The organism is Duganella rivi (genome assembly GCF_009857435.1).
GTDB classification, from domain to species: Bacteria; Pseudomonadota; Gammaproteobacteria; order Burkholderiales; family Burkholderiaceae_D; genus Rugamonas; species Rugamonas rivi.
Genome location: NZ_WWCK01000004.1, coordinates 190710 through 217122 on the forward strand (window position 1 = coordinate 190710; position 26413 = coordinate 217122).

Annotated in this window: 24 protein-coding genes and 3 tRNA genes; 7 read left to right on the forward strand and 20 right to left on the reverse strand. The window is 59.9% G+C overall.

Annotated elements, in window-relative coordinates; genetic code table 11:
- Positions 1-54: 54 nt before the first annotated feature.
- From GTP45_RS13305 to GTP45_RS13325, 5 genes are all read right to left on the reverse strand, one after another.
- Positions 55-1701: a SulP family inorganic anion transporter gene (locus GTP45_RS13305; protein WP_161014375.1), complete on the reverse strand. Its 1647-nt coding sequence runs from the start codon at positions 1699-1701 to the stop codon at positions 55-57.
- A 322-nt stretch (positions 1702-2023) separates the two neighbouring features.
- The gene (locus tag GTP45_RS13310; protein ID WP_161014376.1) at positions 2024-2428 is read right to left on the reverse strand and encodes a response regulator; all 405 of its coding nucleotides are present in this window, start codon (positions 2426-2428) and stop codon (positions 2024-2026) included.
- A 10-nt stretch (positions 2429-2438) separates the two neighbouring features.
- Positions 2439-3923: an ATPase domain-containing protein gene (locus tag GTP45_RS13315; RefSeq protein WP_229258450.1), complete on the reverse strand. Its 1485-nt coding sequence runs from the start codon at positions 3921-3923 to the stop codon at positions 2439-2441.
- Between the two features lie 164 nt (positions 3924-4087).
- The gene (locus GTP45_RS13320; protein ID WP_161014377.1) at positions 4088-4294 is read right to left on the reverse strand and encodes a hypothetical protein; all 207 of its coding nucleotides are present in this window, start codon (positions 4292-4294) and stop codon (positions 4088-4090) included.
- Positions 4295-4320: 26 nt separating this feature from the next.
- Positions 4321-4887 carry a TetR/AcrR family transcriptional regulator gene (locus GTP45_RS13325; protein WP_161014378.1) on the reverse strand — a complete coding sequence of 189 codons (567 nt, stop codon included), beginning with the start codon at positions 4885-4887 and terminating at the stop codon, positions 4321-4323.
- Positions 4888-4974: 87 nt separating this feature from the next.
- Here GTP45_RS13325 and GTP45_RS13330 point away from each other — a divergent pair, with 87 nt between their 5' ends.
- Positions 4975-6111, forward strand: a complete 1137-nt coding sequence (locus tag GTP45_RS13330; protein ID WP_161014379.1) for a thiolase family protein — start codon at positions 4975-4977, stop codon at positions 6109-6111.
- On the opposite strand, the gene GTP45_RS13335 is transcribed toward GTP45_RS13330, so the two are convergent.
- Entirely contained in the window at positions 6108-7595 is a 1488-nt protein-coding gene (locus tag GTP45_RS13335; RefSeq protein WP_161014380.1) for a GGDEF domain-containing protein, read from the reverse strand. The genes GTP45_RS13330 and GTP45_RS13335 overlap by 4 nt on opposite strands.
- A gap of 199 nt (positions 7596-7794) precedes the next feature.
- Between GTP45_RS13335 and GTP45_RS13340 the strand changes: the two genes are divergently transcribed.
- Both GTP45_RS13340 and ku read left to right on the forward strand, forming a co-directional pair.
- A complete protein-coding gene (locus GTP45_RS13340; protein WP_161014381.1) occupies positions 7795-8661 on the forward strand; it encodes an SDR family oxidoreductase in 867 nt (288 codons plus the stop codon).
- Positions 8662-8664: 3 nt separating this feature from the next.
- On the forward strand, positions 8665-9504 hold the full coding sequence (gene ku / locus GTP45_RS13345; RefSeq protein WP_161014382.1) for a non-homologous end joining protein Ku: 840 nt from the start codon (positions 8665-8667) through the stop codon (positions 9502-9504).
- Here ku and ligD read toward each other — a convergent pair.
- On the reverse strand, positions 9485-11932 hold the full coding sequence (ligD, locus tag GTP45_RS13350; protein ID WP_161014383.1) for a DNA ligase D: 2448 nt from the start codon (positions 11930-11932) through the stop codon (positions 9485-9487). The two genes, ku and ligD, sit on opposite strands and share 20 nt — an antisense overlap.
- A 157-nt stretch (positions 11933-12089) precedes the next feature.
- On the opposite strand from ligD, the gene GTP45_RS13355 reads away from it, so the two are divergent.
- Complete coding sequence (locus GTP45_RS13355) at positions 12090-12425, forward strand: hypothetical protein (protein ID WP_161014384.1); 336 nt, start codon at positions 12090-12092, stop codon at positions 12423-12425.
- Positions 12426-12582: 157 nt separating this feature from the next.
- On the opposite strand, the gene GTP45_RS13360 is transcribed toward GTP45_RS13355, so the two are convergent.
- The 5 genes from GTP45_RS13360 to GTP45_RS13380 all read right to left on the reverse strand — a co-directional run bounded on the left by GTP45_RS13360 (position 12583) and on the right by GTP45_RS13380 (position 19716).
- On the reverse strand, positions 12583-14079 hold the full coding sequence (locus tag GTP45_RS13360; RefSeq protein ID WP_161014385.1) for an efflux transporter outer membrane subunit: 1497 nt from the start codon (positions 14077-14079) through the stop codon (positions 12583-12585).
- Positions 14079-17267 carry an efflux RND transporter permease subunit gene (locus GTP45_RS13365; RefSeq protein WP_161014386.1) on the reverse strand — a complete coding sequence of 1063 codons (3189 nt, stop codon included), beginning with the start codon at positions 17265-17267 and terminating at the stop codon, positions 14079-14081. The genes GTP45_RS13360 and GTP45_RS13365 overlap by 1 nt, the downstream gene beginning before the upstream one ends.
- Positions 17268-17271: 4 nt before the next feature.
- Positions 17272-18498: an efflux RND transporter periplasmic adaptor subunit gene (locus GTP45_RS13370; protein WP_161014387.1), complete on the reverse strand. Its 1227-nt coding sequence runs from the start codon at positions 18496-18498 to the stop codon at positions 17272-17274.
- A 142-nt stretch (positions 18499-18640) separates the two neighbouring features.
- Positions 18641-19507, reverse strand: a complete 867-nt coding sequence (locus tag GTP45_RS13375) for an alpha/beta hydrolase (RefSeq protein ID WP_161014388.1) — start codon at positions 19505-19507, stop codon at positions 18641-18643.
- On the reverse strand, positions 19504-19716 hold the full coding sequence (locus GTP45_RS13380; RefSeq protein ID WP_161014389.1) for a hypothetical protein: 213 nt from the start codon (positions 19714-19716) through the stop codon (positions 19504-19506). Before GTP45_RS13380 ends, GTP45_RS13375 begins: the two co-directional genes overlap by 4 nt.
- A 124-nt stretch (positions 19717-19840) precedes the next feature.
- Between GTP45_RS13380 and GTP45_RS13385 the strand changes: the two genes are divergently transcribed.
- From GTP45_RS13385 to GTP45_RS13395, 3 genes are read left to right on the forward strand one after another with little or no spacing between them, the layout of a single operon-like run.
- Complete coding sequence (locus tag GTP45_RS13385; protein ID WP_161014390.1) at positions 19841-20791, forward strand: LysR family transcriptional regulator; 951 nt, start codon at positions 19841-19843, stop codon at positions 20789-20791.
- Positions 20788-21756, forward strand: coding sequence for a D-2-hydroxyacid dehydrogenase (locus tag GTP45_RS13390; RefSeq protein ID WP_161014391.1), 969 nt, complete (start codon positions 20788-20790; stop codon positions 21754-21756). Before GTP45_RS13385 ends, GTP45_RS13390 begins: the two co-directional genes overlap by 4 nt.
- Positions 21753-22547, forward strand: coding sequence for an alpha/beta fold hydrolase (locus tag GTP45_RS13395; RefSeq protein ID WP_161014392.1), 795 nt, complete (start codon positions 21753-21755; stop codon positions 22545-22547). The genes GTP45_RS13390 and GTP45_RS13395 overlap by 4 nt, the downstream gene beginning before the upstream one ends.
- Here the strand turns inward: GTP45_RS13395 and udk are convergent.
- The 8 genes from udk to GTP45_RS13435 all read right to left on the reverse strand — a co-directional run bounded on the left by udk (position 22544) and on the right by GTP45_RS13435 (position 26298).
- Complete coding sequence (gene udk / locus GTP45_RS13400) at positions 22544-23185, reverse strand: uridine kinase (RefSeq protein WP_161014393.1); 642 nt, start codon at positions 23183-23185, stop codon at positions 22544-22546. The two genes, GTP45_RS13395 and udk, sit on opposite strands and share 4 nt — an antisense overlap.
- A 27-nt stretch (positions 23186-23212) precedes the next feature.
- Entirely contained in the window at positions 23213-23701 is a 489-nt protein-coding gene (locus tag GTP45_RS13405; protein WP_217363353.1) for a VOC family protein, read from the reverse strand.
- 2 nt (positions 23702-23703) lie between these two features.
- Entirely contained in the window at positions 23704-24849 is a 1146-nt protein-coding gene (locus tag GTP45_RS13410) for an alpha-hydroxy acid oxidase (protein ID WP_161014394.1), read from the reverse strand.
- A gap of 79 nt (positions 24850-24928) precedes the next feature.
- Positions 24929-25372, reverse strand: a complete 444-nt coding sequence (locus GTP45_RS13415; RefSeq protein WP_161014395.1) for a hypothetical protein — start codon at positions 25370-25372, stop codon at positions 24929-24931.
- Between the two features lie 117 nt (positions 25373-25489).
- Positions 25490-25566: transfer RNA gene (locus GTP45_RS13420), tRNA-Arg, on the reverse strand.
- A gap of 57 nt (positions 25567-25623) precedes the next feature.
- Positions 25624-25700, reverse strand: a tRNA-Arg gene (locus tag GTP45_RS13425).
- Between the two features lie 76 nt (positions 25701-25776).
- A tRNA-Arg gene (locus GTP45_RS13430) sits at positions 25777-25853 on the reverse strand.
- Between the two features lie 208 nt (positions 25854-26061).
- Entirely contained in the window at positions 26062-26298 is a 237-nt protein-coding gene (locus GTP45_RS13435) for a hypothetical protein (protein WP_161014396.1), read from the reverse strand.
- Positions 26299-26413: the final 115 nt, after the last annotated feature.

Here is a 26413-nt window from a genome sequence, read left to right on the forward strand (position 1 = left end):
GCTACGACTTAGATCATAGGTTTAAACGGGTACGAAGTCCATGGATATTTGCGCTCAAGCAACATCCTTGACGGTATGTAATTGATCCCAGGCGTTGGCGGTACTGAGGAACAGCTTGCCGTTGAGTTCAGGCAGCAGCGTGCTATTGCGTAGACGATCCATTACCGGCCCCTTCACTTCCGCGAGATGCAAGCCGATTTGGCGGCGCTTGACGCTCTGGTTCAGCTCGGCCAGCGCCATCAGGGCGGTGGTATCGATCGAGCTGACGGCCGACATCACCAGCACCAGGTGGCGCGCGCTTGGGTGGGTCGCCAGTTCGCATTCGATGCGCTGGCTCACCGCTTCCACATTGCCGAAAAACAGATTGGCGTCGATGCGCAGCACCAGCAATTCCGGCTGCGTCTCGGCTGGATAACGTTCAATATTGCGGAAATGCTCAGTACCGGCGATGCGGCCCAGCACCGCGATGTGCGGCCGGCTGGCGCGCCAGATCAAGGTGCCCATCGACAGCGCCACACCGATGATCACGCCAGCCTCCACGCCCAGCACCAGCACGCCGAGGCAGGTCGCGCCCCACGCCAGCGCATCGCCGCGGTCGTACTGCCACGCGGTGCGCAGAATGCCCATCTCCAGCATGCCCAGCACGGCGACGATAATGGTCGCGGCCAGCACTGGCAACGGCAGCAAAGACAACCAGCCGGTTGGAGCCAGCAGCGCGCAGGCCAGCAGCGCGGCGGTAATCAAACTAGCCAGCGGCGTATTGGCGCCGGCAGCGAAGTTGACAGCGGAGCGCGACAGGCTGCCCGTCACCGGGAAGCCGCCGGACAAGGCGCTGGCAACGTTGGCCGCACCGAGGCCGATCAACTCGTGATTGCTGACCAGCTTCTCATTGCGCTTAAGCGCCAGCGCTTGCGCGCCGGACATCGACATCAGGAACACGATGAAGCCGATCAGCAAGCCCGGTTGCAGCAGCGCGCGCCAATGCGAACTGGAGGAAGCTAGATTAAGATGCGGCAGGCCGGCGGGAATCGCGCCGGTGGTGCGAACGCCCATGTCGGCCAAACTGGTGGCAGACATCAGCGCTATGCCGCCGAGAACCACGATCATCGGCGCAAGCTTGGCGCCGATATCAGCCACCACCGGCGGCAGGCCGCAGCGCTTCAGCAGCCCTGCTCCGTACAGGCGAGCCAGCACCAGCAACGCCAGCGCGCCGATGCCCAGCGCGGCGCTCGGCGCGTGCCAATGCGGCAGCTCCGCGCCCAGCAACGTGTGGAGTTGATCGAAAGCGATGACGATGGCCGAGCCGACCGTGAAGCCGCTCATCACCGGACGCGAGAAGAAATTAGCGAGGAAACCCATGCGCAGCAGGCCGCACAGCAGCAGCACCGCGCCCGACACCAGCGCGAGTTGCGCGGCCAGCACGCCGGCCAACGCGGAGCCGGCTGGCGCCATCGGGCCGATCACCGCGGCGGTCATCAGCGAGATGATCGCCATCGGGCCGACCGACTGCGTCATGCTGCTGCCGAACAACGCATAGACGATGGGCGGCAAGATGCTGGCATAAATACCGACCACTGGCGACAGGCCCGCCACCATGGCATAGGCCATGCCTTGCGGGATCATCATCATCGCCACCACCAGCCCGGCGCTGATATCGCCCGGGAGTTGGTCACGCCGGTATAACTTCAACCATTGCAGCATCGTGATTCCAAATACAGAAAATCCCGACAGTTTACCCTAAATGCGAAATCCAAATTAGCTAATCCGAAAAACACATAAGCGGGCAAATTGCTAAATCTAAAACATCGGTTTGTTGCGATCGGATCATCGTCACAATGAGCGAACGCCAGGCTACCTCTTCGACGGAAACTTTTGCGGGCGCGTGGTCAGGCGGCCGGTTCGTCCCTCAGTCCCTCATATGGCGCGTCGTCGACTGAATCCACCATAGGTTCCAGGTTTACGGAAAGAAGAAACGAGGCAGAATCGCCGAGTTCTTGCATCCAGAGCTCGGCAGCCGCCGAGCCTAACGGGGCTGTGAAGGCGCCAGCAGACGATTAATCTCGTCAACTAATTCGTCGATCCGCAATGGCTTTCTAAAGAAGCTATCGTATGGTATCTGAATATCTTTGCGCATAATGCCCGCGCTGGAGAGAATAAACGGAATGTGGCTTAGTTGAGGATCAGCGCGCCACTTGCGGCACAGTTCACCACCGTCCATCACCGGCATCATGAAGTCCGACAGCACAATTGCCGGCGGCTCCGCGGCGGCCGCTGCAAGGGCATCACGGCCGTTCCCGGCAACGCGAACACGAAATCCATGGTACTCGAGCAGCAGTTGGTAGGTCGATAGCACATCAAACTCATCATCTACCACCAGGATAAGTTGTCCGCCTGGATTGGCTTCCAGTATCGCTGTTTGATCACTCATGGTCGCTCGTTTATAGCGGGGTGTCGGGTATTACAGGCCCACCGAGTGCGCCCTCAATCGACATGCCATCATCACTGATGACCAGAGTATGGTTTGCAGCGTCGTAGCCGTTTTCGCGAAGCTTGAGTACGCCAATCTGGCGTTGGTTGATACCTTTGACATCGACGTAGCGAAGCAAGATGATGTTTTCGAACAGCTGCGAGGCCGATATGTCCCCTTGTAACTGCCCTTGGCCGAAATAGGGGAGCTCTTGTGTAAAGAAGGTGGTGACATTGCGGCAGCGAAGTTCATTAACGAAAGCGGCAATGAACGAACGTGAGCGATCCTCGTGGAGGATAATGTCGCGCAAGCCATCCAAACCGTCGAGCATCAGCCGGGAGACCGCCCGTTCTTTGATGTTCAACAGCAAGCGCTGGGTCAGGCTATCGGCAAGCACTTCCAACGGCGGCTGCCAGATGATCTGCAATGCCCCATTTTCCAGATATGGTCGCAAGTTAATACCTACGCCGGTCGCTTTGGCCACCAGACGGACGGGCGACTCATAAAACCCTGCGATCAGGCAATTCTCGCCACGCTTCAGCCCCTCGTAAATAAAGTGAAGGGCCATCAAGGTCTTGCCGGCGCCGGGATTGCCTAATAACGCTGTGGTCGAGCCGATCTCCACGCCGCCACGGGTCAATTTATCCCACCCTTCAATACCGAACCCAAGGCGTTGCCGGGATATCGGCAACGATACACTCGCGCTCGTGCTGACCGCTTCCAGTCGCGGATACACCACCAAGCCATCCCGATCGACCTCGCAGACATGACGGCCCAGCATGTGCTTGCTGCCACGCAGCTTATATACCTTGATTTCGCGGATGAGTTGCATGCCACGTTCATACTGGCTGAGCTCAATCAATCCGTCAACCAGCGTGTTTTCCGACTCAGCAGTATTGCCTTCCGTGGGCGACAGCAGAAACGTCGTGCACCCCATAGTCGATACCAGGGAATTGAGAGACAACATGAACTCAGCCAGGGTGACATCTGAGGGTTGGGCGTCGCGCACCGTACGAAAACCATCGATAATCATGATGTCGGGACGTTGTTCGCCTAATGTCGCGGCAATCGATTTGAGCAGCTGACGCAGGCCGCCTTTTATCAAATCGGGATACGCTCCGATAAACACGATGCGCTCACTGACCAGAGCCTCATCGAAAAAGGAGAAGCTGCTCAAATGGTTGAGCATCTTGCCGTGGCTTTCTGCGATCAGCGTTAGAACCAGCACTTTCTTGCCTTGGTGTGCATGATGGAAGCCGATCTGGCACGCCAAGGTGGTTTTGCCGCTACCTGCCAAACCCTGAACGAGATACACGCTATGCGCCGGGAAACCACCGCCAAGAATTTCATCCAGACCCGAGACGCCGGTGGGAAGCAGGGCAATGCGTTTCTCTATGGCGGCGCTATTAGTCGAAACGGAAGTCATATGATGTGGCAGATGGTAAATGGTGATCATAAGGCGCTGCCCACTCCCGGCACAGCATTCGAACCGTAGTATACAGGCTAATCGAGTCACTGCAATCGTAGGCGCGCATCCACGTCGTCACCGTACGTTAGCGTACCAGAATTAGCGCTTGATCTTGACCAGAGTGACCTGTGAAAGCTGTGCGTAAGATTATGTTAGCCGCCGGCTGCTACGCTGATCAGCACCAGCACGCCCGCCACCGCGTTGAGACTACGGCGGCGCTTGAACAGCACGTTGAGCAGGCTAATCGAGCCGGACAGCACCAGTGCGCCGAATAGGATGTGGCGGATCAGGTCTGGTGAGTAGGCGCGTCGGAGTTCGGGCGTCGTCAGGTACTGCGGGTAGTGGTGAAGCCAATCCAATCAGCAGCAGCAACCGCCTAATCAGCTCAACCCGGCAGCGAATCTTTGACGGCTTGCAGCACTTCCATCGACAACTCCTCGTTGTCCACAGCGCGGGAGATGACGATGGCGCCGACCATGGCGGCGTAGGTGGCGATGGCTTGTTTGCGTTTTTCGGCGTCGTCTGCGCCCGGCATCAACTGAGCCAGGACGGCCATCTGGGCGCTCGATCCTTCCGTCACAGCATGGCGCGCTTTAGCGCCGAGGCGGGCGATGTCGGCGCCGAGTGCGGTGACGGAGCAGCCCTTTTCTGGATGGTCGCGGTGCTGCTTGGTCAGGTAGCCGTCGACGATCTTTTCCATCGCCGTGGCGCGGTCCTCGGCCAGATAGCCTTCCCAGCGCGCCACCGATTGTTTCAGCGCGTGCGCGGCCGCCTCGGCCAGCAGATCTTCTTTCGAAGCGAAGTGGCCATAGAAGCCGCCGTGCGTCAGGCCGGCACTTTTCATCAAATCGGCCACGCCGATGCCGTCATAGCCTTTTTCGCGGAACAACCGCGCCGCCGTTTCCACGATGCGCTCGCGGTTGAGCGCCACTTGTTCTCTACTGACTTTCATATTCGTCTCCTACTTCAACCCTATTGACATTATACATGACGAGCGTAATATATCAAACATTACGACTATCATCAAAAGGTAACCATCATGAAAGCTGTCATCAGCGCCTACGCGCGTTCGCCCTTTCATTTCGCCCGCAAGGGCAAGCTGGCCGAAGTACGCCCCGACGATCTCGGCGCACAAGTAGTCAAGGGCTTGATCGAGCGCACCGGCGTCGAGCCGAAGTTGCTGGACGACGTGATCCTCGGCTGCGCCTACCCGGAATCCTCGCAGGGTAACAACCTCGCGCGCATCGTTTCGCTGCTGGCCGGCTTCCCGCACGAAGTCAGCGCCATGACCATTAACCGTTTCTGCGGTTCGTCGATGTCGGCGGTGCACATTGCCGCCGCCAACATTGAGGCCGGTCTCGGCGAGGCCTATCTGTGCGTCGGCGTGGAGTCGATGACGATGGTGCCGCAGGGTGGCTTCAACTTCTCCCCTCACCCGCAGCTGCTGGCCGACACCGATACCTACATCAGCATGGGCGACACCGCCGAAAACGTCGCCCGCAAATACGAAGTGTCGCGCGCCGACCAGGAACTGCTGGCCCTGCAATCGCATCAGAAAGCCGCCGCCGCCCGCGCCGCCGGTTTGCTGAAAGACGAAATCGTCCCGATCACCACCGCCAGCGGCGAAGTAATCGCGGAAGACGGCTGCATCCGCCCCGGCACCACCCTGGAAGCGCTGGCGTCGTTAAAGCCGGTGTTCGATCCAGAACATGGCGTAGTCACGGCCGGCACCTCGTCGCCATTGACCGATGGCGCGTCGGCGGTGCTGGTGACCACCGAGGAATTCGCCCGCAAGCACGGCCTGCAACCAAGCGCGCGCATCGTCTCGATGGCCGCTGTCGGCTGCGATCCGGCGCTGATGGGCATCGGCCCGATTCCAGCCACGCAAAAAGCCCTCAAGCTGGCAGGCCTGAAGGCGGAAGATATCGATGTGGCGGAAATTAACGAAGCCTTCGCCTCGCAAGCGCTGGCCTGCGTGCGCGAACTGGGGATCAAGCCGGAGGTGTTGAATATCGACGGCGGCGGCATGGCCATCGGCCACCCGCTTGGTGCAACCGGCGCGCGCATCACCGGCAAGGCGGCAGCGCTGCTGGCGCGCACCGGCGGCCGCTACGCGCTGGCCGCCCAGTGCATCGGTGGCGGCCAGGGTATCGCCACCATTCTTGAGAAGATTTAAGCCGTCGCCAGCTCGATGCAGTTGCGGCCCGCGCGCTTGGCGCGGTGCAGCGCTGTGTCGAGCCTATCCAGCACGGTCGCACTGCCCTCGTCCGCACCCACCTGCGTCACGCCAAGGCTGATGCTGACGGTAGCGCCAAAACCAGCGCCCGGCAGATCAGCTTCGGTAATCGCGGTACGCAGTTTTTCGGCTAGGCGCATGCCATCGGCTGCGGTGGTGTGGGTAGCGACGATCAGGAATTCTTCACCGCGCATACGCGCCAGCGTGTCCGAGGTGCGCAGCCGGCCCAGCACCGTTTCCGCAATCTTGCGCAAGGCAGGATCGCCAACCGCAGAACCGTATAAATCGTTTGCAGAACGGAAGCTGCCGACATCAAACGTCAGCACCGACAGCGGCAAACCGTAACGGCGCGCGCGGCGGATTTCGTTATCGAGATTGTCTTCTCCGGCACGGCGATTGGAAGCGCCGGTCACCGTATCGATGGTGCTCATCTGCGACAACTGGCCGGACAGCGCATCGTTCTGGTGCTTCAATTCGCTCATGCCCAAGCCGAAGCTGACAAACTGCGCCAAGCTGGCGAAGCAGGCAAACTGCTCGCGCGAGAAGGTGATGTGGCGGTCGAACATCAAACAGATGGAACCCATCTCCGGCCCGCCCGGTTCGGCGCGCAGCGGCAGCGCCAGCACCATGCGTACATTGCGGTCGTGCAGCTGCATGGCCAATTCCGGGTCGCCCGATTTTTCCGGCGCGTCCAGCAGCACCAGCTCACCGCGCGACACCGCCATCAGCGGCGGGAAGCTGTCGCGCAGCGGCGATTGCAGCAAGCGGTCGCGCCGCTGCAGCAGGCGGCCGAGATCGAGGTGGTTGCGCGATTCCTGCGCCACCAGCTGCAGGTCGCCGCGCGATTTCATGTGCAGCAGCGAGGTGTGGCGCACGCCGGGGAAATTGCACAGCGCGAGGCAGATTTGCGACGACATGGTGGCGATGTTGTCGATGCCGCTCAGCGCGCGCTGCAAGCTGCGCTGCACGCCCAGCAGATCGCGCAGTTCTTTTTCCTTGTCCAGTAATTCTTGCTGCATGGCTGCGGCGGCATCGGCCGGCACGGCCAAACTCTGCTTGACGGCCTGTTGCAGCTCGTCGTTAAGTACCGGGCAGATGCGGTAGTCGAAGGTGCCGTAAGCCATCAGCTCCGGCAGCCATGCGCTGTGCTCATACGCGCACAAGACCAGGATCGCCGCGCCCGCCCGGCTGCGGATCAGCGCGCCCACACCGGCCAGTTCGTTCAAGTGATCGAAGCCATTTAGGTCGAGGATCAGCAGGTCGGTCTCGCGCTTGACCAAGGCGGCGCCGGTGGCGTCCACACTGTCGCACAGCACCAGCTGCGAGAACATCTCCCCGCAACAGGACTGGAATTCCGCGCGGCGGTCGCCGCTAGGATTAAAAAACACGCCCGTGCTATTCAACCGGCTCAATACGTCCGCCATGATGGTACTCCCTGCTTTGGATCTATTTTTAAAAGTGTCTCTCCTCCTAGTGTGCCATAAAGTTCATAATTAGCAATATTTTTTGCATTAAAGATCAGACTTTTTTTGCAGGGCGTGGTTTGATTGCATATGTGAGCGAGCGTACCGTCATGCTCGCAGCCCGCGCCAATACTGTTCTTTCAATATTGAGGAGAACAGCATGAGCGCTCAACATTCCTACCCCGTTCCGCCGCAACCGGCCCAGCACCTCGACAAGCCGGGGCTGGAGGCGGACATGCAGCAGAAACCCGAATTCCTCGCGACCGATTATGCCGGCAGCGGCAAGCTGGCCGGCATGACGGCCTTGATTACCGGCGGCGACTCCGGCATCGGCCGCGCCGTAGCGGTGCTGTACGCGCGCGAAGGCGCGGACATCGCCATCGTCTATTTGAACGAAGACCAGGATGCGGAGGATACCAAGCGCTACGTCGAAGCCGAGGGGCAAGCCTGTCTGCTGCTGCGCGGCGATGTGCGCGATCCGGCGTTTTGCCGTGACGCGGCAGATCAGACCAATCAGCGTTTCGGCGGGATCGACATCCTCGTCAACAACGCGGCCTACCAGCAGCACGAGGAAAAACTCGCCGATCTGACCGAGGAGCGCTTCGACCTCACCATGAAAACCAACGTCTACGGCTACTTCCACATGGCCAAGGCGACGCTGCCCTATCTAAAACGCGGCAGCGCGATTATCAATACCGGCTCGGTGACCGGCTTGCAGGGTTCGGAGCATTTGCTCGACTACTCGACCACCAAGGGCGCGATCCACGCGTTCACCAAGTCGCTGGCGTCCAACTTGATGGATCAAGGCATCCGCGTTAATGCAGTGGCGCCGGGGCCGGTGTGGACACCACTGAATCCTGCCGATGCGCCGCCCGACAAGGTCGCGCAATTTGGCGCCGATACCGACATGAAGCGTCCCGCCCAGCCGCAGGAACTGTCGCCGGCTTACGTCTTCCTGGCCGCGCCCTGCTGCTCCAGCTACATCAGTGGCATTGTGCTGCCGATTACCGGCTCGGTTGGAGGCTGAACTATGGCTGCTCGCGCTTTGTGGAAAGGGGCGATCAGCTTCGGGCTGGTCTATATCCCGGTTGAGTTGTACACGGCGGTGCAGGAACATGACCTTGATTTGACGATGCTCGATAAACGCGACTTCTCCCCGGTCGGCTACAAGCGCTATAACAAGAATACCGGCAAGGAGGTGACTTGGGACGATATCGTTAAAGGCTATGAGTACGAGGACAACGAGTACGTGGTGCTGTCGGATGAGGATTTGAAACGCGCCAACGTGGAAGCCACGCAGACCATCGATATCGTGGCTTTCGTGGAAGCGTCCGAGGTGCCGCTCACCTATTTTGAAACGCCCTACTACCTCGCCCCGGCGCGCGGCGGCGCCAAGGTCTATGCGCTGCTGCGCGAGACCTTGCGCAAGGCCGACAAGATCGGCATCGCCACAGTGGTGATGCGCACCAAGCAGCACCTGTGCGCGCTGGTGTGCGTCGAGGACAAAATCGTGTTGAATACGCTGCGCTACGCGACTGAAATCCGCGATGCGGAAGAACTCAAACTGCCGCCTGCTACCTTGAAGGCGGCCGGCATCAGCACCAAGGAGCTGCAAATGGCGCTGTCGCTGGTCGAAGGCATGAGCGAGGAATGGAAGCCGGAGCAGTATCGCGATACGTATAAAGAGGACGTCATGGCCCTGGTGAAGAAGAAGATCAAGGCCGGCCAGACCAAGACCATCACCGCCGCCGAGCCCCAGGCGAAAACGCCGAAGTCGTCGAACGTGGTGGATCTGGTGGCGCTGCTTCAAGATAGTCTCGGCAAACGGCCCGCCGCCGCCAAGCCCGCAGCTAAGCGCCGCCGGGCTTGAAATCCATGCGCTTCATGGCGGCCGCCAGTCCCTTGGCGGATTTGGCGTAATCGTCCCACGGTGTGTTGCCAACGTCCAGGCGGGTGTGGGCGTTGGCGACCGTCCATTGATCGGCGCTGTGCAGTTTTGGCAGTTCGTCCCATGCCAGCGGCACCGAGATGCCCAGTCCTGGCCGCGCGCGGGCCGACCATGCGCATACGGTGGTGGATCCGCGTCCATTGCGCAGGTAGTCGATAAAGATTTTGCCGACGCGGTTGCGCGGGCCGCTTTTCTGCACGAAGCGATCCGGGATGGTTTGCGCCATGTGGGTGACGATGGCTTGCGAGAAGGCTTTCACATCATCCCAGCCATAAGCGGGCTTGACCGGCACCACGACATGCAGGCCCTTGCCGCCACTGGTCTTCAAGAAGGCCGGCAGTTCAAGCTCAGTGAGGAAAGCGTGCATCAGTTGCGCGGCTTCTTGCACCTGCGGCCACTCCACGCCTTCGCCAGGATCGAGGTCGAAGATCATGCGGTTGGGTTTTTCGTAGCTGCTGCCGTTGGCGTTTTGGGTGTGCAGTTCGATCACATTCATCTGCGCCGTGGATTGCAGCGCTTCCTTGCTCGGCACTTCCAGCATCGGCGGGTGGTCGGGATCGAGCGATTGCTTGAATTGCTTCACGCCCGGCATCTTGGCGATGTCGGCGTGCTTCTGGAAGAATAGTTCGCCGCCCACGCCTTCCGGTGCGCGCACCAGCGACACTGGGCGGCCTTTGAGGTGCGGCTGCATGAGTTCTGCTACCAGTCCGTAGTAGCGAACCAAATCAATTTTCGTGGCGCCGCTTTGTTTATCGATGACGCGATCGGGATTGGTGATGTTCATGGCGGGCCTTTCGCGCTCGATGGCGTTGGCTGGTTTGTCTTTGCGCAGACCTTGGAAGACGGCATGGCGGATCGAACCGGCACGAGTCCATTCGCCGAAGCTGACTTCCGCTACCAGCGTGGGCTTGAGCCAATGGGCGTGTTTGTCGATGTCACGGCTTGGGGCGAACGGGCTGTTTTCCGCATGCAGTTTGTCCATCCTGGTTTTCAGGTCGCGCAGTGAAGCGGCGTTGAAGCCGCTGCCGACATTGCCGGCGTAGTGGAGTTTGCCGTGTTCGTCGTAGGTGCCAAGCAGTAGTGATCCGAACCCGGCGCGCGAACCTTGTGGATCGGTGTAGCCGCCGATGACGAATTCTTGCCGCTGGCCGCATTTGAGTTTGATCCACGTGCCGCTGCGGCGCGCGGTGTAGCGCGAGTCGCGGCGTTTTCCGATGATGCCTTCCAGGCCCATTTGGCAGGCGGCGGCGATCATCTCTTGCGGTTCCGCGTTGAGGGCGGTGCTGTAGCGGACGATGTCGCTTTTACGCTTGGCCAATGTGGCCTCCAGTGCGGCGCGGCGTTGTTCTAGCGGCAGGTCGCGAAGATCGTGGCCGTCGTGGAATGGCAGGTCAAACAGAAAGTAAACGATATCGCCTGGATGATCTTCGTCGAAAGCGTTCTGCAGGAGGCCGAAGTCGGGGCGGCCTTGTTCATCGTGAACGACGATCTCACCGTCGTACCAGCCGCTGGGGAGTTTAAGGCGTTTCAGTTCCGCTTGCAGCGGTTGCAGCTTGTGCGTCCAGTCGTTGCCGTTGCGGGTGAAGAGGCGGATGTCGGCGCCGTCGATGCGAGTCAGCAGCCGGTAGCCGTCGAACTTCACTTCGAACAGCCAGTCTTCCGCCGATGCTGGCGGTGCGTCCACCAGCGTGGCGAGCTGCGGCGCCAGCGCTTCCGGCAGCGCGGCTTTCGGCGCATCGGCGGGCGAGCGCGTGACGGCGGCAGCGGCGCGAGCATCGGCGACGGAAGGTTTGGCGCGCGGCATCGGTAGCGCCTTCACGCTGTCGGGCATTTCATCGATGACGCTGAATTCCGAGGCGGGGCGCGCGTACTCGTCATGCTCTTTGATGAGCAGCCATGGCTCCTGCTTCTCGCCCTTGCCTTTCATGCGCACCAGCACCCAGCGGCCGTGCATCTTGTGGCCGTGCAGTTCAAACTTCACATTGCCGGCCTTGAGTGCCTTGTGCGGATCGTCGAGCGGCAGCCACGTCCCCTTATCCCAAATGATTACCTTGCCCGCGCCGTACTGCTTCGGCGGTATCGTGCCCTCGAAATCGTTGTACGAAATCGGATGATCCTCTACATGCACCGCCATGCGCTTATCGTGCGTGTCGTAGCTCGGGCCTTTTGGCACGGCCCAACTCATCATCACGCCATCCAGTTCCAGCCGGAAGTCGTAATGCAAGCGCGAGGCCCAATGCTTTTGAATGACAAACCTCAGCGTGCCAACACCCTGCTCGCCTCCCTCCACCGGTTCCGGCGTGACAGCGAAGTTGCGTTTGGACTTATATGTTGTGAGCGAGCCTTTCATTCGCTCAGCGTAGGCGCGTTTTCCCCTAGATACCGTGCGGTGACGAACATGTAAGCGATTGTAAAGACCGTCAACGAGACGTCTTCAGGCCGCGTTTTCTGCTCAGAGACGCGGGAATTGTCCCGGGCCCGAAACCTGAAAACCAAAGGATTGAATCATGACTAAAGTAATCGCTACCCTGATCGCCGGCCTGTTCGCAACCGCTGCATTCGCGCAGACCCCAGCTCCTGCAACTCCAGCTGCCGCCAAGGCCGAAGCCAAGGAAACCAAAGCTGCCGTCAAAGCCGAAGCCAAAGAAACCAAGGCCGAAATCAAGGCAGAAGCCAAAACCGCCAAGGTAGAAGCCGACGCCAAGAAAGACGTCGCTGTCGCCAAGGCTGAAGAAAAAGCCGACAAGGCCGACGCACACGCCAAGGCAACCAAGACCAAAGCCAAAGCACACGCCAAAGCTGAAAAAGCAGAAGCCGCACCTGCTCCAGTCGTTACAAAATAACCCGATAGGTGGGGGTCTGACCCCAAGGGGTCAGACCCCTGCGTCCGGTGTGCGGGGTAAAGCACGCAATGCCACGGTGCGCCGAAATCGGCGCCAACACGTGGCGCCGGCTTTACCCCGAAAAAAAGGCGAACCGTTTTGGGGTTCGCCTTTTTCTTTACTTCTGCGCCAGTGTGGTCGGCGCAGCATCGCCCCAACCACCGCCTAGCGCGCGTATCAGCGCCACCGTGGTGACTGCACGATTGCCGCGCAACTGCACCGCACTACGCTCCACTGCAGCCAGGTTACGCTGCGCATCCAGCAGATCGAGATAGCTTGAACGGCCCGCCGTGTAAAGCTTCTGCGCCAAATCGGCCGAACGGCGCGCGGAAACAACAGCATCATCAATCTGCGCCGTCTGGCCAGCCAGAATACGCAGGCCTGCCAGATTGTCTTCCACTTCCGCGAACGCCGTCAGCACGCTTTGACGATACGCACCAACCGATTCCTCCAGCGCCGCTTCGCTGCGGGTGATGTTCGCTTTATTGCGGCCACCATCAATCAACGGCATCGACAGCGCTGCGCCCAGCAGCCACGAACGGCTGCTCCACTTGAACACATCGGCCACGGTATTACCCGAAGTGCCGCCTGCATTCGCGTTCAGCACCAGCGATGGGAACATGGCCGAACGGGCCACGCCGATACGCGCATTCGACGCTTCCATCGCGCGCTGTGCCGCGGCAATGTCAGGACGGCGCTCCAGCAGCGAGGACGGCAGACCGGCAGGAATCACCGGCAGCAGCGCCGTGTCCAGCAACGGGCTGTTACCCGCCGTGTAGCTGGCCGCCGGCTTGCCCAGCAAGACCGCCAGCGCATGCTCGGTGGTCACGCGTTGACGCTGCAAGCCGATGGCTTCCGCTTTCGCAGTCGCCAATTCAGTCTTGGCGCGCGACAGATCGAATTCGCCAATGTCGCCCAGGTCGAAACGACGCTGGTTGACCTTCACGTTTTCTTCACGCGTCTGCACCGTGCGGTTCAGCGTTTCCAGTTCCGCGTCGGTGGAACGCAGACGGAAGTAAGTCTGCGCCACGTCGGCCTGCACGGCCAGCAGCACCGAGCGATAGTTGGCTTCAACCGAAGCCGCATCGCCGCGCGCTGCCGCCACGTTGGACGATACGCGGCCGAACAAATCGACCTCGTAGCTGGCGGTCAGGTTGGCCGTGAACACCTTGGCCGGATCGACCGGCGTACCGGCCGGCAGGCCAAGTGCCACGTCCGACTGGCGCAGGCGCTGCGCACCGGCGTTGACGCCGACTTGCGGGATGCGGTCTGCTTCAGCGATACCGGCAATCGCGCGGGCCTGCTTGACGCGAGCCGCAGCCACTGCAAGATTGGCGTTGGCGCGGGTGGCTTCGTTAATCAGCTCATTCAGGGCCGGATCATTGAAAGCCAGCCACCACTCGCCGCGCGGCTGCGCCTCGGCGGCTTGCGCCTGTTTCCAGGTGCTGCCGTCGGCGGCGGTCTTCACCGCCGCCGCTTCAGGGGTTTGCGATTCTTTGAACGCGGTCGGCACGTCCATCGCAGGCTGCTTGAATTCCGGTGCAGCGCACGCGGTCATCAGCAAGGCCGCGAGAATCGGCGCGACGCCTTTTGCGATCATATGCAGTTTGTTCATTAGTGAGTCCCTTCCAATTTTGCCGGAGCGGCGTCGCCAGCCGCGGCAGGTTTATTCTTCTCCAGACGCACTGCGAGGGTACGCAGCAGGACGTAGAACACCGGCGTCAGGAACAGGCCGAAGAAGGTCACGCCCAGCATGCCGGCAAACACCGCAACGCCCATTGCATGACGCATTTCCGAACCTGCACCGTGCGAGAACACCAGCGGCAGCACGCCCATGATGAATGCGATCGACGTCATCAGAATCGGACGCAGACGCAGACGGCATGCTTCCAGCGCGGCTTCCACGATCGAACGGCCATGATGCTCAAGCTCCCGTGCAAACTCCACGATCAGAATCGCATTCTTCGACGCCAAACCAACCAGCACGAACAGCGCAATCTGGGTGAACACGTTGTTATCGCCGTGGGTCAGCTTCACGCCAATCAGCGCGCACAGAATCGACATCGGCACGATCAGAATCACGGCCAGCGGCAGCGTCCAGCTTTCGTATTGCGCAGCCAGCACCAGGAACACCAGCAGCACGCACAGTGGGAACACGTAAATCATGGTGTTACCCGACAGGATGTCCTGATACACCAGCTCTGTCCATTCGTAGCCGATGCCTTTTGGCAGAACTTCGTTGACGATCTTGGTCATTTCAGCCTGCGCCTCGCCCGACGATACGCCAGGAGCCGGTGCGCCGTTGATCTCAGCAGCCACATAAGCGTTGTAGCGCTGTACGCGATCCGGGCCATAGCTGTCTTTCACGCGCATCAGCGACGACAGTGGAATCATCTCGCCTTTGTCGTTACGGACTTTCAGCTGTGCGATATCTTCTGCGTGCGAACGGAATTGCTGGTCAGCCTGCACACGCACCTGATAGGTACGGCCAAACTGATTGAAGTCGTTCACATACAGCGAGCCCAGATTGATCTGCAAGGTCTGATAGATCGTATTCAGCGGCACGCCCAATTGCTTGGCTTTAGCGCGGTCGATATCAGCAAACAGCTGCGGCACGTTGATCTGGTAGCTCGAGAAGACGCCAGCCAGTTTCGGGTTCTGCCATGCTTTCATTTGCACTGCCTGAACAGCTTTGTACAGCGCGTCGTAGCCCAAGTTGTCGCGGTCTTCGATCATCAGCTTGAAGCCGCCGGTGGTGCCCAGACCATTGACTGGCGGTGGTGGCAGCACCATCACGAACGCACCTTCAATGGCGCCCATGCGCTTGTTGATTTCAGCGGCAATCGCTTCGGCCGACTCGCTAGGCTTGGTACGCTGGTCGAATGGTTTCAGGCCAGTGAACACGATACCGGCGTTAGGCGCGTTGGTGAAGCCGTTAATCGACAAGCCTGGGAAGGAGATCGAGTTCTCCACGCCAGGGATTTCCTTGGCGATGTCCGACATCTTGCGGATCACAGCGTCGGTACGATCCAGCGACGCTGCGTCAGGCAGCTGTGCGAAGCCGATCAGGTACTGCTTATCCTGCGCTGGAACGAAGCCCGGCGGCACGACTTTGAACATGAAGCCCGCAGCCACGGCCAGCACGGCGTACACCACCAACGACGAGCCTTTGCGTTTCAATACGCCGGTCACGCCAGTTTCATAGCTGTGCGAAGCGCGGTTGAAGAAGCGGTTGAACCAGGTGAAGAAGCCACCGAATACTTTGTCCATGCCGCGGGTCAGCGCATCTTTCGGTGCGTTGGTTGGCTTCAGCAGGGCTGCGGCCAGCGCAGGCGCCAGGGTCAGCGAGCTGAATGCCGAGATCACGGTCGAAATAGCGATGGTCAGCGCGAACTGCTTGTAGAACTGGCCGGACAGACCAGACACGAACGCAATCGGCACGAACACGGCGCACAGCACCAGCGCAATCGCGATAATCGGGCCACTCACCTCTTTCATCGCCTGGATGGTTGCTTCGCGCGGCGCCAGGCCGTCGTGAATATTACGCTCGACGTTTTCCACCACCACGATCGCATCATCGACCACGATACCGATAGCCAGCACAAGGCCGAACAGCGACAGCGTGTTGATCGAGAAGCCAAAGCCCAGCATCACGGCGAAAGTACCCACCACCGACACAGGAACGGCCAGCAGCGGAATCACCGATGCGCGCCAGGTTTGCAGGAACACGATCACCACCAGTGCCACCAGGATGATTGCTTCAACCAGGGTGTGGATCACGGAGCGGATCGATTCACGCACGAATTGGGTCGGGTCGTACACAATACTGTATTCGACGCCTTCCGGGAAATCTTTCGACAGGCGAGCCATGGTCGCACGCACGTCAGCCGACAGTTGCAACGCGTTGGCGTTCGGTGCTTCGAAAATTGGGATCGCCACTGCCGACTTGTTGTTCAGCAGCGAACGCAGAGCGTAGGAGTTCGAACCCATCTCCAGGCGAGCCACGTCCTTCAGCAGCGTTACCGCGCCGTCAGCGTTGGTCTTCAGGATGATGTTGCCGAATTCTTCTTCCGACTGCAAACGGCCTTGCGTATTAACGGTCAGCTGGAAGTCAGCGTTTTTGCTTGGGCCTTGGCCGATAACACCGGCAGCCACTTGCACGTTCTGCTCGCGGATGGCGCTCACCACGTCACCAGCGGTCAGGCCGCGCTGCGCTACTTTCTGTGGATCGAGCCAGACGCGCATTGCGTAGTCGCCCGAACCAAACAGCTGTACCTCGCCCATGCCTTGCAGGCGAGCCAGTTGATCCTTGATGTTCAGCACAGCGTAATTGCGCAGATACAGGTCGTCGTAACGGCCGTTCGGCGAATTCAAGTGAACCACCATGGTCAGATTAGGCGATGCCTTCACCGTCGTCACGCCGATCTGGCGCACTTCTTCCGGCAGGCGTGGCAGCGCGCGTTGAACGCGGTTCTGCACCTGGGTTTCAGCTTGCTCGACGTTGGTGCCGATCTTGAAGGTGACGGTCAGCGCCAGCGCGCCGTCCGAGGTGTTTTGCGAGGACATGTAAAGCATGTTCTCAACGCCGTTGATCTGTTCTTCCAGCGGCGCGGCCACGGTTTCAGCGATGATCTTCGGATTCGCGCCCGGATACTGCGCGCGCACCACCACCGACGGCGGCACCACGTCCGGGTACTCCGAGATCGGCAGCTTGAAGATGGATATCAAGCCGGCGACGAAGATAACGATCGACAGCACCGCCGCGAAGATCGGCTTGTCGACGAAAAATCGAGAGATATTCATTTAATTATTCCTTGGAGGTGCCAGTCTTAGCGACGGCGACTTTCTCTTCTTTTTTAGCTACGTTGGCTGCCAGCGGATCGGAATCCATCGGCACCACGGTCGGGGTCAGCGGCGCGCCAGGTTTCACGCGTTGCAGGCCGTTGACGACGATCTTCTCGCCCGGCTTCAGACCATCGCGCACTACGCGCAGGCCATCAATTTGCTGGCCCAGCGTGACGGCGCGGTATTCAGCCTTGTTGTCTTTGTCGACCACGAACACGAACTTGCGGTTCTGATCCGTGTTGACAGCGCGGTCGTTGATCAGCACTGCCGGCTTGGCGCCGGTGCTGCCTGCCAATTGCACGCGGGCGAACAGGCCTGGCACCAGTGCGCCGTCGGTATTGGCCAAGGTGGCGCGCATGCGCACCGAGCCGCTACGGACGTCCAGCTGGTTGTCGACGAATTCCAGCTTGCCTTCATGCGGGAAGCCGGTTTCGTTGGCGAGGCCGATCTTCACGGTGGCCGGCTTGCCTTGGTGGGCAGCGGCGCCAACGCGCAGGTAGGTGTCTTCGTCGCCGTCGAACGAGGCGTAGATCTGATCCAGCGACACCACGGAGGTCAGCACCGCCGACGCATCCACCAGGTTACCGAGCGTGATTTCCGCTTTCGATACGCGGCCGTTGATTGGCGAGGTGACCTGGGTGTAGCTCAGATTCAGCTTGGCCGCTTCGTACTGCGCTTGCGCGGCGCGGGCGTCGGCGTCCAGCTGCTTGTAGCCCGATGCCGAAGCGTCGTACTCGCGCTGGGCGATGGCTTTATCGGCCAGCAGTTTTTCAGCGCGAACCAGTTCCACCTTGGCCAGATCGGCCTTGGCGCGCGCCGAATTGGCGGCGGCTTCGGCGCGATTGGCTTCCGCTTGGTACGGACGCGGATCGATCACGAACAGCACGTCGCCCTTCTTCACTTGCGAACCTGGTTTGAAGTTGATCGCGGTGATAAAGCCGCTGACGCGTGGACGAATCTGCACTTGTTCAATGGCCTCCAGGCGGCCCGAGAACTCCTGCGTTTCGATGATGGTTTTCTCGACCACGGCCGCAGCCGAAATCGGAGGCCCGCCCGCACCGGCCGGTGCTTCGGCAGCTTTGCTATTCGCTTCGCCGCAACCGGAAAGGGTGAACGCGGCCAGGCCCGCCAGCGCCATAGCGGCGGCCAGCGGCCGGGCTACAGCGGTCATTGATTTAATGTTTTTCATTTGAAATCCTTTTTATATGAAAATAATTAATAGAAAAGGCGGCACCGGGCGGTCTCAGGAAAATCGAGAAAACACGGTACTAGCGCCCCGCCGGCAAGCCGGTGGGGACGTGACTCAGATACTGCTAAGGGTTCGGGGGATCCTATGCGGCTGGCGGCGTCTCAGACCGATCCAGTCCGGCGATGAAACCGGCGATCTCTCCCAGCGCTTGACATCGACAAGCGCATTCGTTGCGTGCCCCAACATCGTTAAGGGGCGCCGGCTGCATACGCCGGACAGTGGTTTTAACGCCGCACGAGGCCAGTTTGGCGCCATATTGTTCCGCTTCGTCGCGCAGCGGGTCGTCTTCCGTCGACAGGATCAATGCCTGCGGCAGGTTTTTCAAACGGCTCGATTGCAGCGGCGAGGCATACGGGTGGGTGCGGTCGGCAGCATTCGGCAGGTAGCCGCGGTAGGCTTTGGCGCAAGCGTCGGCCACGTCCAGCAGCTCCGGCGCCGCCTGCAGTTCGCGCATCGAGCAGGTGGTGAGACCGGGATCCAGCATCGGCATGATCAGGATTTGGCCCGTCAATGCCGGGCCGCCGCGATCGCGCGACATCAGCGTTACCACTGCTGCCAGATTCGCGCCCGCTTCGATCCCTGACACCAGCAAGTGCTTGCCTGTCCATCCCAGCTTGGCCTTGTTCTTCTTGGCCCACAACAGCACCGCGTGTGCATCTTCTACCGCTGCCGGGAACGGCTTCTCGGTCGCCAGGGTGTAGGCCGAGGCCAGCACCGCTACGTGCTTGCTGTCGTCCGCCAGGTGGCGCAGGAAGATATCCGCGTCTTCCAGGTCGCCGCCGACAAAGCCGCCGGCGTGGAAGAAGACCAGCAACGTGTCGCGCTTGGCGCCGGCATCGCCGCTGGTGTAGAGACGCGCCGCAAGCGAACCTTCCGCGCCCTTGACTTCAAGCGCGCGGATTTTCAGTTGATCCGACAGGGTCGGCAGCTTCTCTACTGGATTGTTCATTGTTGTACCGTGCCCGATTCATTGGAGGACAACATGGTAGCAGGATCGCAAACGATCTCGTCACCGCTAGCCGCCAGCGTGAGGGCGCGAACGCCACGAACTTCCGCTTTCGCGGTGTGTGAGTAGGCGTCGGTATATACCACGCCTGCCAGTGCAACTGACGAAAGCGCCAGTGCCATCGTTGCAAAAATTGCATCCCGATATTTCATGATAAGTCCTCCTTTCTTCGTCATTTCCTTTGTGCAGTACAGCAATCTTAAACTTGATCTACAATCCGATAAATACGGCAAAGATGAATTGATTGTTCAGAATCCCGAACAATGAGGGTGAAAGATGAATAAACTTCAAGCGATGGAAGTGTTTGTACAGGTGGTGGACGCCGGCGGCTTCACGCGCGCGGCGGAAAATATGAAGTTGCCCAAGGCGACGGTGTCCACGCTGATCCAGTCCCTGGAGACGTCGCTGGCGGCCAAATTATTGCATCGGACGACGCGCCACGTGAGCGTGACGGCCGACGGCGCCGCCTATTATGAGCGTTGTCTGCGGATTCTGTCGGACGTGCGCGAGGCCGAGGAATCGCTGTCGCGCACCCGGCTCAGTCCCTCCGGGCGGCTGCGGGTGGATGCGCCGACTGGCCTGGCGAGCGAGGTGATTGTCCCCGCCCTGCCCGACTTTTTTGAACGCTACCCGGATATTCAGTTGGAGCTCGGCGCCAGCGACCGCACGGTGGATCTGGTCGAAGAAGGCGTGGACTGTGCGGTGCGCGGCGGCCAGCTAGGCGATTCCAGCCTGATTGCGCGGCGCGTCGGCATCCTGCACTTTGTTACGTGCGCCACGCCGGGCTATTTGCAGCGCTATGGCCGCCCAGCGCATCCGAACGACTTGCTGCGCCATCGCTGCGTGAACTATTTTTCGTCGCGCACCGGTAAAATCTTCGACTGGGACTTCACGCGCGACGGCGAGCGTGTACAAGTCGCCCTGCCCGGCCTGATCGCGGTGAACGACACCAACTCGTACACGGCGGCGGGACTGGCGGGACTGGGCATCGTGCAAATGCCGAACTTCCTGATGGAGCCCATGATTAAAGACGGCCGCTTTGAAATCATCCTCAATGACTGGATCAGCGACGCGCTGCCGGTGCACGTGGTGTATCCGCAGAACCGCCACTTATCGGCCAAGGTGCGCGTGTTCGTCGAGTGGATAGCCGAACTGTTTTCGAATCACCCTGCGATGCGCTTGCCGAAAGGCCCACCGCGTACCGCATCTACGGAGATAACCATATGACCCACCGCATCGTATTCCTTGACCGCGACAGCGTGATCGCCAATGTGCGCAAGCCGTCGTTTGAGCATGAGTGGACTGAGTATCCGCTGACGCGCGCGGGCGACGCCGTGCAGCGTTTGCGCGATGCGCGCGCCACCATCTGCATTACCAACAAGGTGCCGCTGTCGGCGGACGACCTGGCGCAGCTGCCGGATTTGAAGCTGATTGCGGTCGCGGCCACCGGCACCAACATCATCGACCTGGCGGCGGCGAAAGAGCGCGGCATCGTGGTGACCAACATCCGCAACTACGCGGTGCATACGCTGCCTGAGCATACGTTTGCATTGATCCTTGCACTGCGCCGCCAGCTGGTCGCGTATCGCGCCGATATTGAAGCGGGCTTGTGGCAGAAGTCGGAGCGCTTCTGCTTATTCGGCCATCCGATTTCTGATTTGGCTGGCAGCCGTTTGGGCTTGTTCGGTTACGGTGCACTTGGCAAGGCGACCGCGCAAATCGCCCGCGCGTTCGGCATGGAAGTCATCGTGCACAATCGCTCGCCGCTGCCGGATGCTGCGGCGGATGGTGTGCGCGAAGCGAGTTTTGACGAAGTGCTGGAGACCTCGGACGTCGTCAGCCTGCACCTGCCGCTGACCGACAAGACGCGCAACATGATCAGCGCCAAAGAACTGATCCGCATGAAACGCAGCGCCCTGCTGATCAACACCGCGCGCGGCGGCCTGGTAGACGAAGTTGCGCTGGCCGACGCGCTGCGCACCGGCGTGATCGCCGGCGCCGGCTTCGACGTGCTGATCACCGAACCGCCACCGGCCGATAACGTCCTGCTCAACCTGCGCCTGCCCAACTTCATCCTCACGCCCCACTCGGCGTGGGCCAGCACCCAGGCCATGCAAACGCTGGTCGATCAGCTGATCGACAATATTGAAGCTTGGGCGGCAGGTACACCTCGCAATGTGGTGACGCCATGATGCGCACCGCTTTGATCGCCGCCATGCTGGCCAGCGCCAGCGTTTATGCAGCGCCGCCGGCGGGGCAAGATGCTCTCGCCGGGCCGCAAGTTAAAGTGGATGTGGGTGGACGCAAGCTCAATATGTACTGCACCGGCAAGGGTTTGCCGACGGTGTTGTTTGAGGCCGATACCGGCCGCGCGGGATGGGATTGGTCGGCGGTGCTGCCGGAAGTGGCACAGCGCACGCGCGCTTGCGTGTACGACCGAGCAGGATTTGGCTCCAGCGATCCGATCATCCGCGCATCGACGGTCGCCAACTCCAGCAAGGACTTGAACTTCCTGATCAAAAACGCGCGCATGGAAGGGCCGTTTGTGCTGGTGGGTGCAGGCTATGGCGCGATGATCGCGCAGCACTTCGCCTTGCGCTCGCGCGGCGCCAATGTCGCAGGCTTGGTGTTGGTGGAGCCGATGCATGAAGATGCGTTGCCGGCCGATCGTAGCGCCAAGCTGGATGCCGTAGTGGCATGCCTGACCGCCGCAGAGCAAGGCAAGCCCGGCGCCGGCTGCGCCTACCCTGCGTCCAGCATCAACGGCGAAATCGGCCCAGCCCTGGCGGCCGCGCAAACCGCGCAAACCGCCAAGCTGACCTACTGGCGCGCAAGGGCTTCGGAATTGGATGGTCTGGAAACGAGCGCCGATCAACTGCGCAAGGCGCGCAAGCCTTTCGGCGACATTCGCGTGAGTGAAGTTCAACAAGCAGAACCCGCCGCGATCATCGCAGCGGTGACGCAGTTGCTGGAGGCGCGTTAGGATTGTTTCAGTTGCTCGATAACGCTCGCCACCTTGGTGGTGATGATATCGACCGCCGGCTCATTCGCGCCGTGAGGCAGAATGACGTCGGCATAGCGCTTGGTTGGCTCGATGAACTGGCGGTGCATCGGGCGCACGGTCTCCAGATACTGGCCGATCACGCTTTCCACCGAGCGGCCGCGTTCCTCGATATCGCGCTGCATGCGGCGAATGAAGCGGATGTCGGAAGCGGTATCGACAAAGATCTTCAGCGACATCAGGTCGCGCAGGTCTGGGTCGTACAGGGCAAACAAGCCTTCGATCACAATCACCGGCGCCGGCTTGACCGGGATGGTGCGGTTGGATCGGTTGTGCAGCGTGAAGTCGTACTCCGGCATCTCGATCGATTCACCGTTGCGCAAGGCTTGCACGTGCTGCACTAACAATGGCCATTCGAACGCTTTCGGATGGTCGTAGTTCTGCTGTGGGCGAAGTTCAGGGGACAAATGGGTTTGGTCGCAGTAGTAATCGTCCTGCATGACGACCGAAACCATATCAGCGCCGAACGCGGCCAGCACTTGCTGGGACACGGTAGACTTGCCGCTACCGCTACCGCCAGCGACGCCGATAATAAATGGGGGGGAGGAAATCTGATTCATCCCGCTATGATACCGGATCGCTAGGCCCTACGCACCGGAAAGCTTGTCGACCACGAGGTTGTGGGCGTCATCAAATACCCAAACCGGCTCCCAATCGACTTCAAACAGGTGGCCGTCCGGGTCTTTGAAGTAGCCGGCGATGCCCCAGTTGGTGCGGGTGGCCGGCTTGACTACGACGCCTCCCGCTTTTTCCGCTTGCGCCAATATGCGCGGCACGTCTTCGGGCTGGCGCGCCATGTGGATCAGGGCCACGCCGGAGAAGCCGGATTTGCTGGCGGTCGGTTCCAGCGCATCGTTGGCCAGGTCGGTGCGATTGATCAGGCTTATTGCATAACCGTCCATATTGAATTTTACGAAACCATCGCTGCTGGTGGGCGAACGGCGCCAGCCCAGCGCTTCGTAAAATTTCGCGGACTTGGCCACGTCGTTCACGCCCAGCAGCACCATGTGCATGCGCTGGCTCGGCGCCAGCGTTTCACCGAAAATGTAAGTGTGGCCTACTGCTTGATCCAGCATCGTCAAAAACTCCCCGGTAGCAAAATATTTTTATCGACCTGGCGCACATCGCGCAGGCCGCAGAAGGCCATGGTCAAATCCAGTTCATTGCGGATGATGTCGAGGCACTTGCTGACGCCCTGCTCGCCCATCGCACCCAGTCCGTACAGGAAAGGACGGCCGATGTAGACGCCTTTGGCGCCCAGCGCCAGTGCCTTGATCACGTCCTGGCCGGAGCGAATGCCGCCGTCCATATGAACTTCAATCTCTTTGCCGACCGCATCGGCAATACGCGGCAGCGCGCCGATCGAGGATTCCGCGCCGTCCAGTTGACGGCCGCCGTGGTTGGAGACGATCAGCGCATCGGCGCCGCTTTCGACGCACAGGCGCGCGTCCTCTCCGTCCATGATGCCCTTGATGATGAGCTTGCCGCCCCAGCGTTGCTTGATCCACTCCACGTCTTTCCACGACAGGCTGAGGTCGAACTGCTGCGACGTCCACGACGACAGCGAGGACATATCCGATACCGACTTGGCGTGGCCGACGATGTTGCCGAAGCTGCGGCGCCTGGTGCCCAGCATGCCGAGGCACCAGCGTGGCTTGGTGGCAAGGTCGAGCAGATTGGCGATGGTCATCTTGGGTGGTGCGGACAAACCGTTGCGCAAATCCTTGTGGCGCTGGCCGAGCACTTGCAAGTCCAGCGTCAGCACCAGCGCCGAACAGTTGGCGGCCTTGGCGCGGTCGATCAGGCGGTTGATGAAATCGCGGTCCTTCATCACGTACAGCTGGAACCAGAACGGCTTGCTGGTATTGGCGGCGATGTCTTCGATCGAGCAAATGCTCATGGTCGACAAGGTGAACGGCACGCCGAATTTTTCTGCGGCCTTGGCGGCGAGGATTTCGCCGTCGGCGTGTTGCATGCCGGTCAGGCCGGTGGGCGCGAGTGCGACAGGCATCGCCACGTCCTGTCCGATCATGCTGCTGGCCAGCGAACGGTTTTCCAGATTGACGGCAACGCGCTGGCGGAATTTGATCTTGGCGAAGTCTTCGTTATTGGCGCGGTAGGTGGATTCAGTCCATGAGCCGGCATCAGCATAATCGTAAAACATGCGCGGCACGCGCTTCTTCGCCAGCACGCGCAGGTCTTCAATGTTGGTGATGATGGTCATGCCGTCTCCCATAGTGATTATCGAGAGATAATCGGGCATTTTTAAGAAAATGCCAATAGGGATGTATGCGGCGGAGCGGCTAGCGCAGGTGGATATACCACTGGAAGAATGCAAGTTGCATGGTGAACTGCAACGCGGCAAGGGAGATGCCGACACTAATCACCCAATTGCGCGAATACTGTACGACCTTCGCCAGATCTTCCTTGGTCGCATAATGGGTAAGCAGCTCGCCGACATACTCCTTCATGTCCGCCCTGAGCCCACCCAACCCTTCCTTGAAATCAATGCGTTGAAGACGAAGCTCCTCCTTAAAATCGGCACTCTGCGTAGCAAGGCCAGCCCTGAATTCGGCACGCTGAGTAACAAGGGCAGCGTTGAAATCTGCCGACTGCTGGGCCATGGCCTCGCGGAACTCAGCCTTCGTGACGTAATTGGTGCGGATCTCTTCGACGATCTCCACCAGCGTTTCCATTTGACGCTCCTGCAGCGAGACGCGTAGCTCAATACTTTGATCATTCGCCATGATAGCCTCCCAGTCAAGAGGGATTGCCTATCGTGCATGCCTGAGACAGGATCTAATCTAGCGCAAGGCATAAAGCAAAAAGGCCTGAAGATTGCTCTTCAGGCCTTTTTACATGTTTGGTGCGGCTGGCAGGAATCGAACCCACGACCCCTTGGTTCGTAGCCAAGTACTCTATCCAGCTGAGCTACAGCCGCTTAACTTTTACATCTACTGCTATTAGACAGACTCGACAGTCTATCCAACTTTAAATCTGGTGCGGCTGGCAGGAATCGAACCCACGACCCCTTGGTTCGTAGCCAAGTACTCTATCCAGCTGAGCTACAGCCGCGCAAAACAAGAAGCGATTATAACAGCACTTTCTTGTAGAAAACAGAAGAATCTTCCAACTCTCCCGGTGAAACTAGTGGTGCGGCTGGCAGGAATCGAACCCACGACCCCTTGGTTCGTAGCCAAGTACTCTATCCAGCTGAGCTACAGCCGCACTGTGCAAGCATTATAAAGCATTAATTTTGTTTTGCAAAGTTCGATATTTTCTATCGTTTAGTTGGTTCGCCGTACTAGCCACCGAATCAACTGCTCCGCAAAACTGCTTTGCTGCATCTCTTTCAAACAGCGTGCCGTTCGAAAGAAGCAGCATTATAGGGACACTCCCCTGGCTTGTCTAGCCCCTCGTCATAGGAGAAAGCATCTCAAGTGCCGAACTCGGCCGCGGCCTTGGCCGACCACAGTGCTTCGTTATAGGAGGGATAAGGGATGCCATAGCAATCGACCTCGCCCCCGGCGCCGACAAACTTGATCCACCACCCGGCCGCATCCGGCAAGATGGCAATATCGCCCTCGCGGCAATGCGCAGCGATGTCTGCGCCTTGTTCCAGCACAACAATCTTCACCTTGCGGTGTTTAATCACGGTGGTGACAGTAGACATTCCTTCTTCCTTTGATAACTTCATTCATGCCAGTGATTACGCACATTACCAATCTAAATTTGCTTTCGTTTGCGCAATGCAGCATCATTCACCTGTCTCCTCTATTCTCCTCCAA

What these genes read in the sequence shown, in the direction of transcription:
- GTP45_RS13305 (WP_161014375.1), bottom strand. Translation starts at nt 1,701, where the DNA reads ATGCTGCAATGGTTGAAGTTATACCGGCGTGACCAACTCCCGGGCGAT.
- GTP45_RS13310 (WP_161014376.1), bottom strand. Translation starts at nt 2,428, where the DNA reads ATGAGTGATCAAACAGCGATACTGGAAGCCAATCCAGGCGGACAACTT.
- GTP45_RS13315 (WP_229258450.1), bottom strand. Translation starts at nt 3,923, where the DNA reads ATGATCACCATTTACCATCTGCCACATCATATGACTTCCGTTTCGACT.
- GTP45_RS13325 (WP_161014378.1), bottom strand. Translation starts at nt 4,887, where the DNA reads ATGAAAGTCAGTAGAGAACAAGTGGCGCTCAACCGCGAGCGCATCGTG.
- GTP45_RS13330 (WP_161014379.1), top strand. Translation starts at nt 4,975, where the DNA reads ATGAAAGCTGTCATCAGCGCCTACGCGCGTTCGCCCTTTCATTTCGCC.
- GTP45_RS13335 (WP_161014380.1), bottom strand. Translation starts at nt 7,595, where the DNA reads ATGGCGGACGTATTGAGCCGGTTGAATAGCACGGGCGTGTTTTTTAAT.
- GTP45_RS13340 (WP_161014381.1), top strand. Translation starts at nt 7,795, where the DNA reads ATGAGCGCTCAACATTCCTACCCCGTTCCGCCGCAACCGGCCCAGCAC.
- ku (WP_161014382.1), top strand. Translation starts at nt 8,665, where the DNA reads ATGGCTGCTCGCGCTTTGTGGAAAGGGGCGATCAGCTTCGGGCTGGTC.
- ligD (WP_161014383.1), bottom strand. Translation starts at nt 11,932, where the DNA reads ATGAAAGGCTCGCTCACAACATATAAGTCCAAACGCAACTTCGCTGTC.
- GTP45_RS13355 (WP_161014384.1), top strand. Translation starts at nt 12,090, where the DNA reads ATGACTAAAGTAATCGCTACCCTGATCGCCGGCCTGTTCGCAACCGCT.
- GTP45_RS13360 (WP_161014385.1), bottom strand. Translation starts at nt 14,079, where the DNA reads ATGAACAAACTGCATATGATCGCAAAAGGCGTCGCGCCGATTCTCGCG.
- GTP45_RS13365 (WP_161014386.1), bottom strand. Translation starts at nt 17,267, where the DNA reads ATGAATATCTCTCGATTTTTCGTCGACAAGCCGATCTTCGCGGCGGTG.
- GTP45_RS13370 (WP_161014387.1), bottom strand. Translation starts at nt 18,498, where the DNA reads ATGAAAAACATTAAATCAATGACCGCTGTAGCCCGGCCGCTGGCCGCC.
- GTP45_RS13375 (WP_161014388.1), bottom strand. Translation starts at nt 19,507, where the DNA reads ATGAACAATCCAGTAGAGAAGCTGCCGACCCTGTCGGATCAACTGAAA.
- GTP45_RS13380 (WP_161014389.1), bottom strand. Translation starts at nt 19,716, where the DNA reads ATGAAATATCGGGATGCAATTTTTGCAACGATGGCACTGGCGCTTTCG.
- GTP45_RS13385 (WP_161014390.1), top strand. Translation starts at nt 19,841, where the DNA reads ATGAATAAACTTCAAGCGATGGAAGTGTTTGTACAGGTGGTGGACGCC.
- GTP45_RS13390 (WP_161014391.1), top strand. Translation starts at nt 20,788, where the DNA reads ATGACCCACCGCATCGTATTCCTTGACCGCGACAGCGTGATCGCCAAT.
- GTP45_RS13395 (WP_161014392.1), top strand. Translation starts at nt 21,753, where the DNA reads ATGATGCGCACCGCTTTGATCGCCGCCATGCTGGCCAGCGCCAGCGTT.
- udk (WP_161014393.1), bottom strand. Translation starts at nt 23,185, where the DNA reads ATGAATCAGATTTCCTCCCCCCCATTTATTATCGGCGTCGCTGGCGGT.
- GTP45_RS13405 (WP_217363353.1), bottom strand. Translation starts at nt 23,701, where the DNA reads ATGCTGGATCAAGCAGTAGGCCACACTTACATTTTCGGTGAAACGCTG.
- GTP45_RS13410 (WP_161014394.1), bottom strand. Translation starts at nt 24,849, where the DNA reads ATGACCATCATCACCAACATTGAAGACCTGCGCGTGCTGGCGAAGAAG.
- GTP45_RS13415 (WP_161014395.1), bottom strand. Translation starts at nt 25,372, where the DNA reads ATGGCGAATGATCAAAGTATTGAGCTACGCGTCTCGCTGCAGGAGCGT.
- GTP45_RS13435 (WP_161014396.1), bottom strand. Translation starts at nt 26,298, where the DNA reads ATGTCTACTGTCACCACCGTGATTAAACACCGCAAGGTGAAGATTGTT.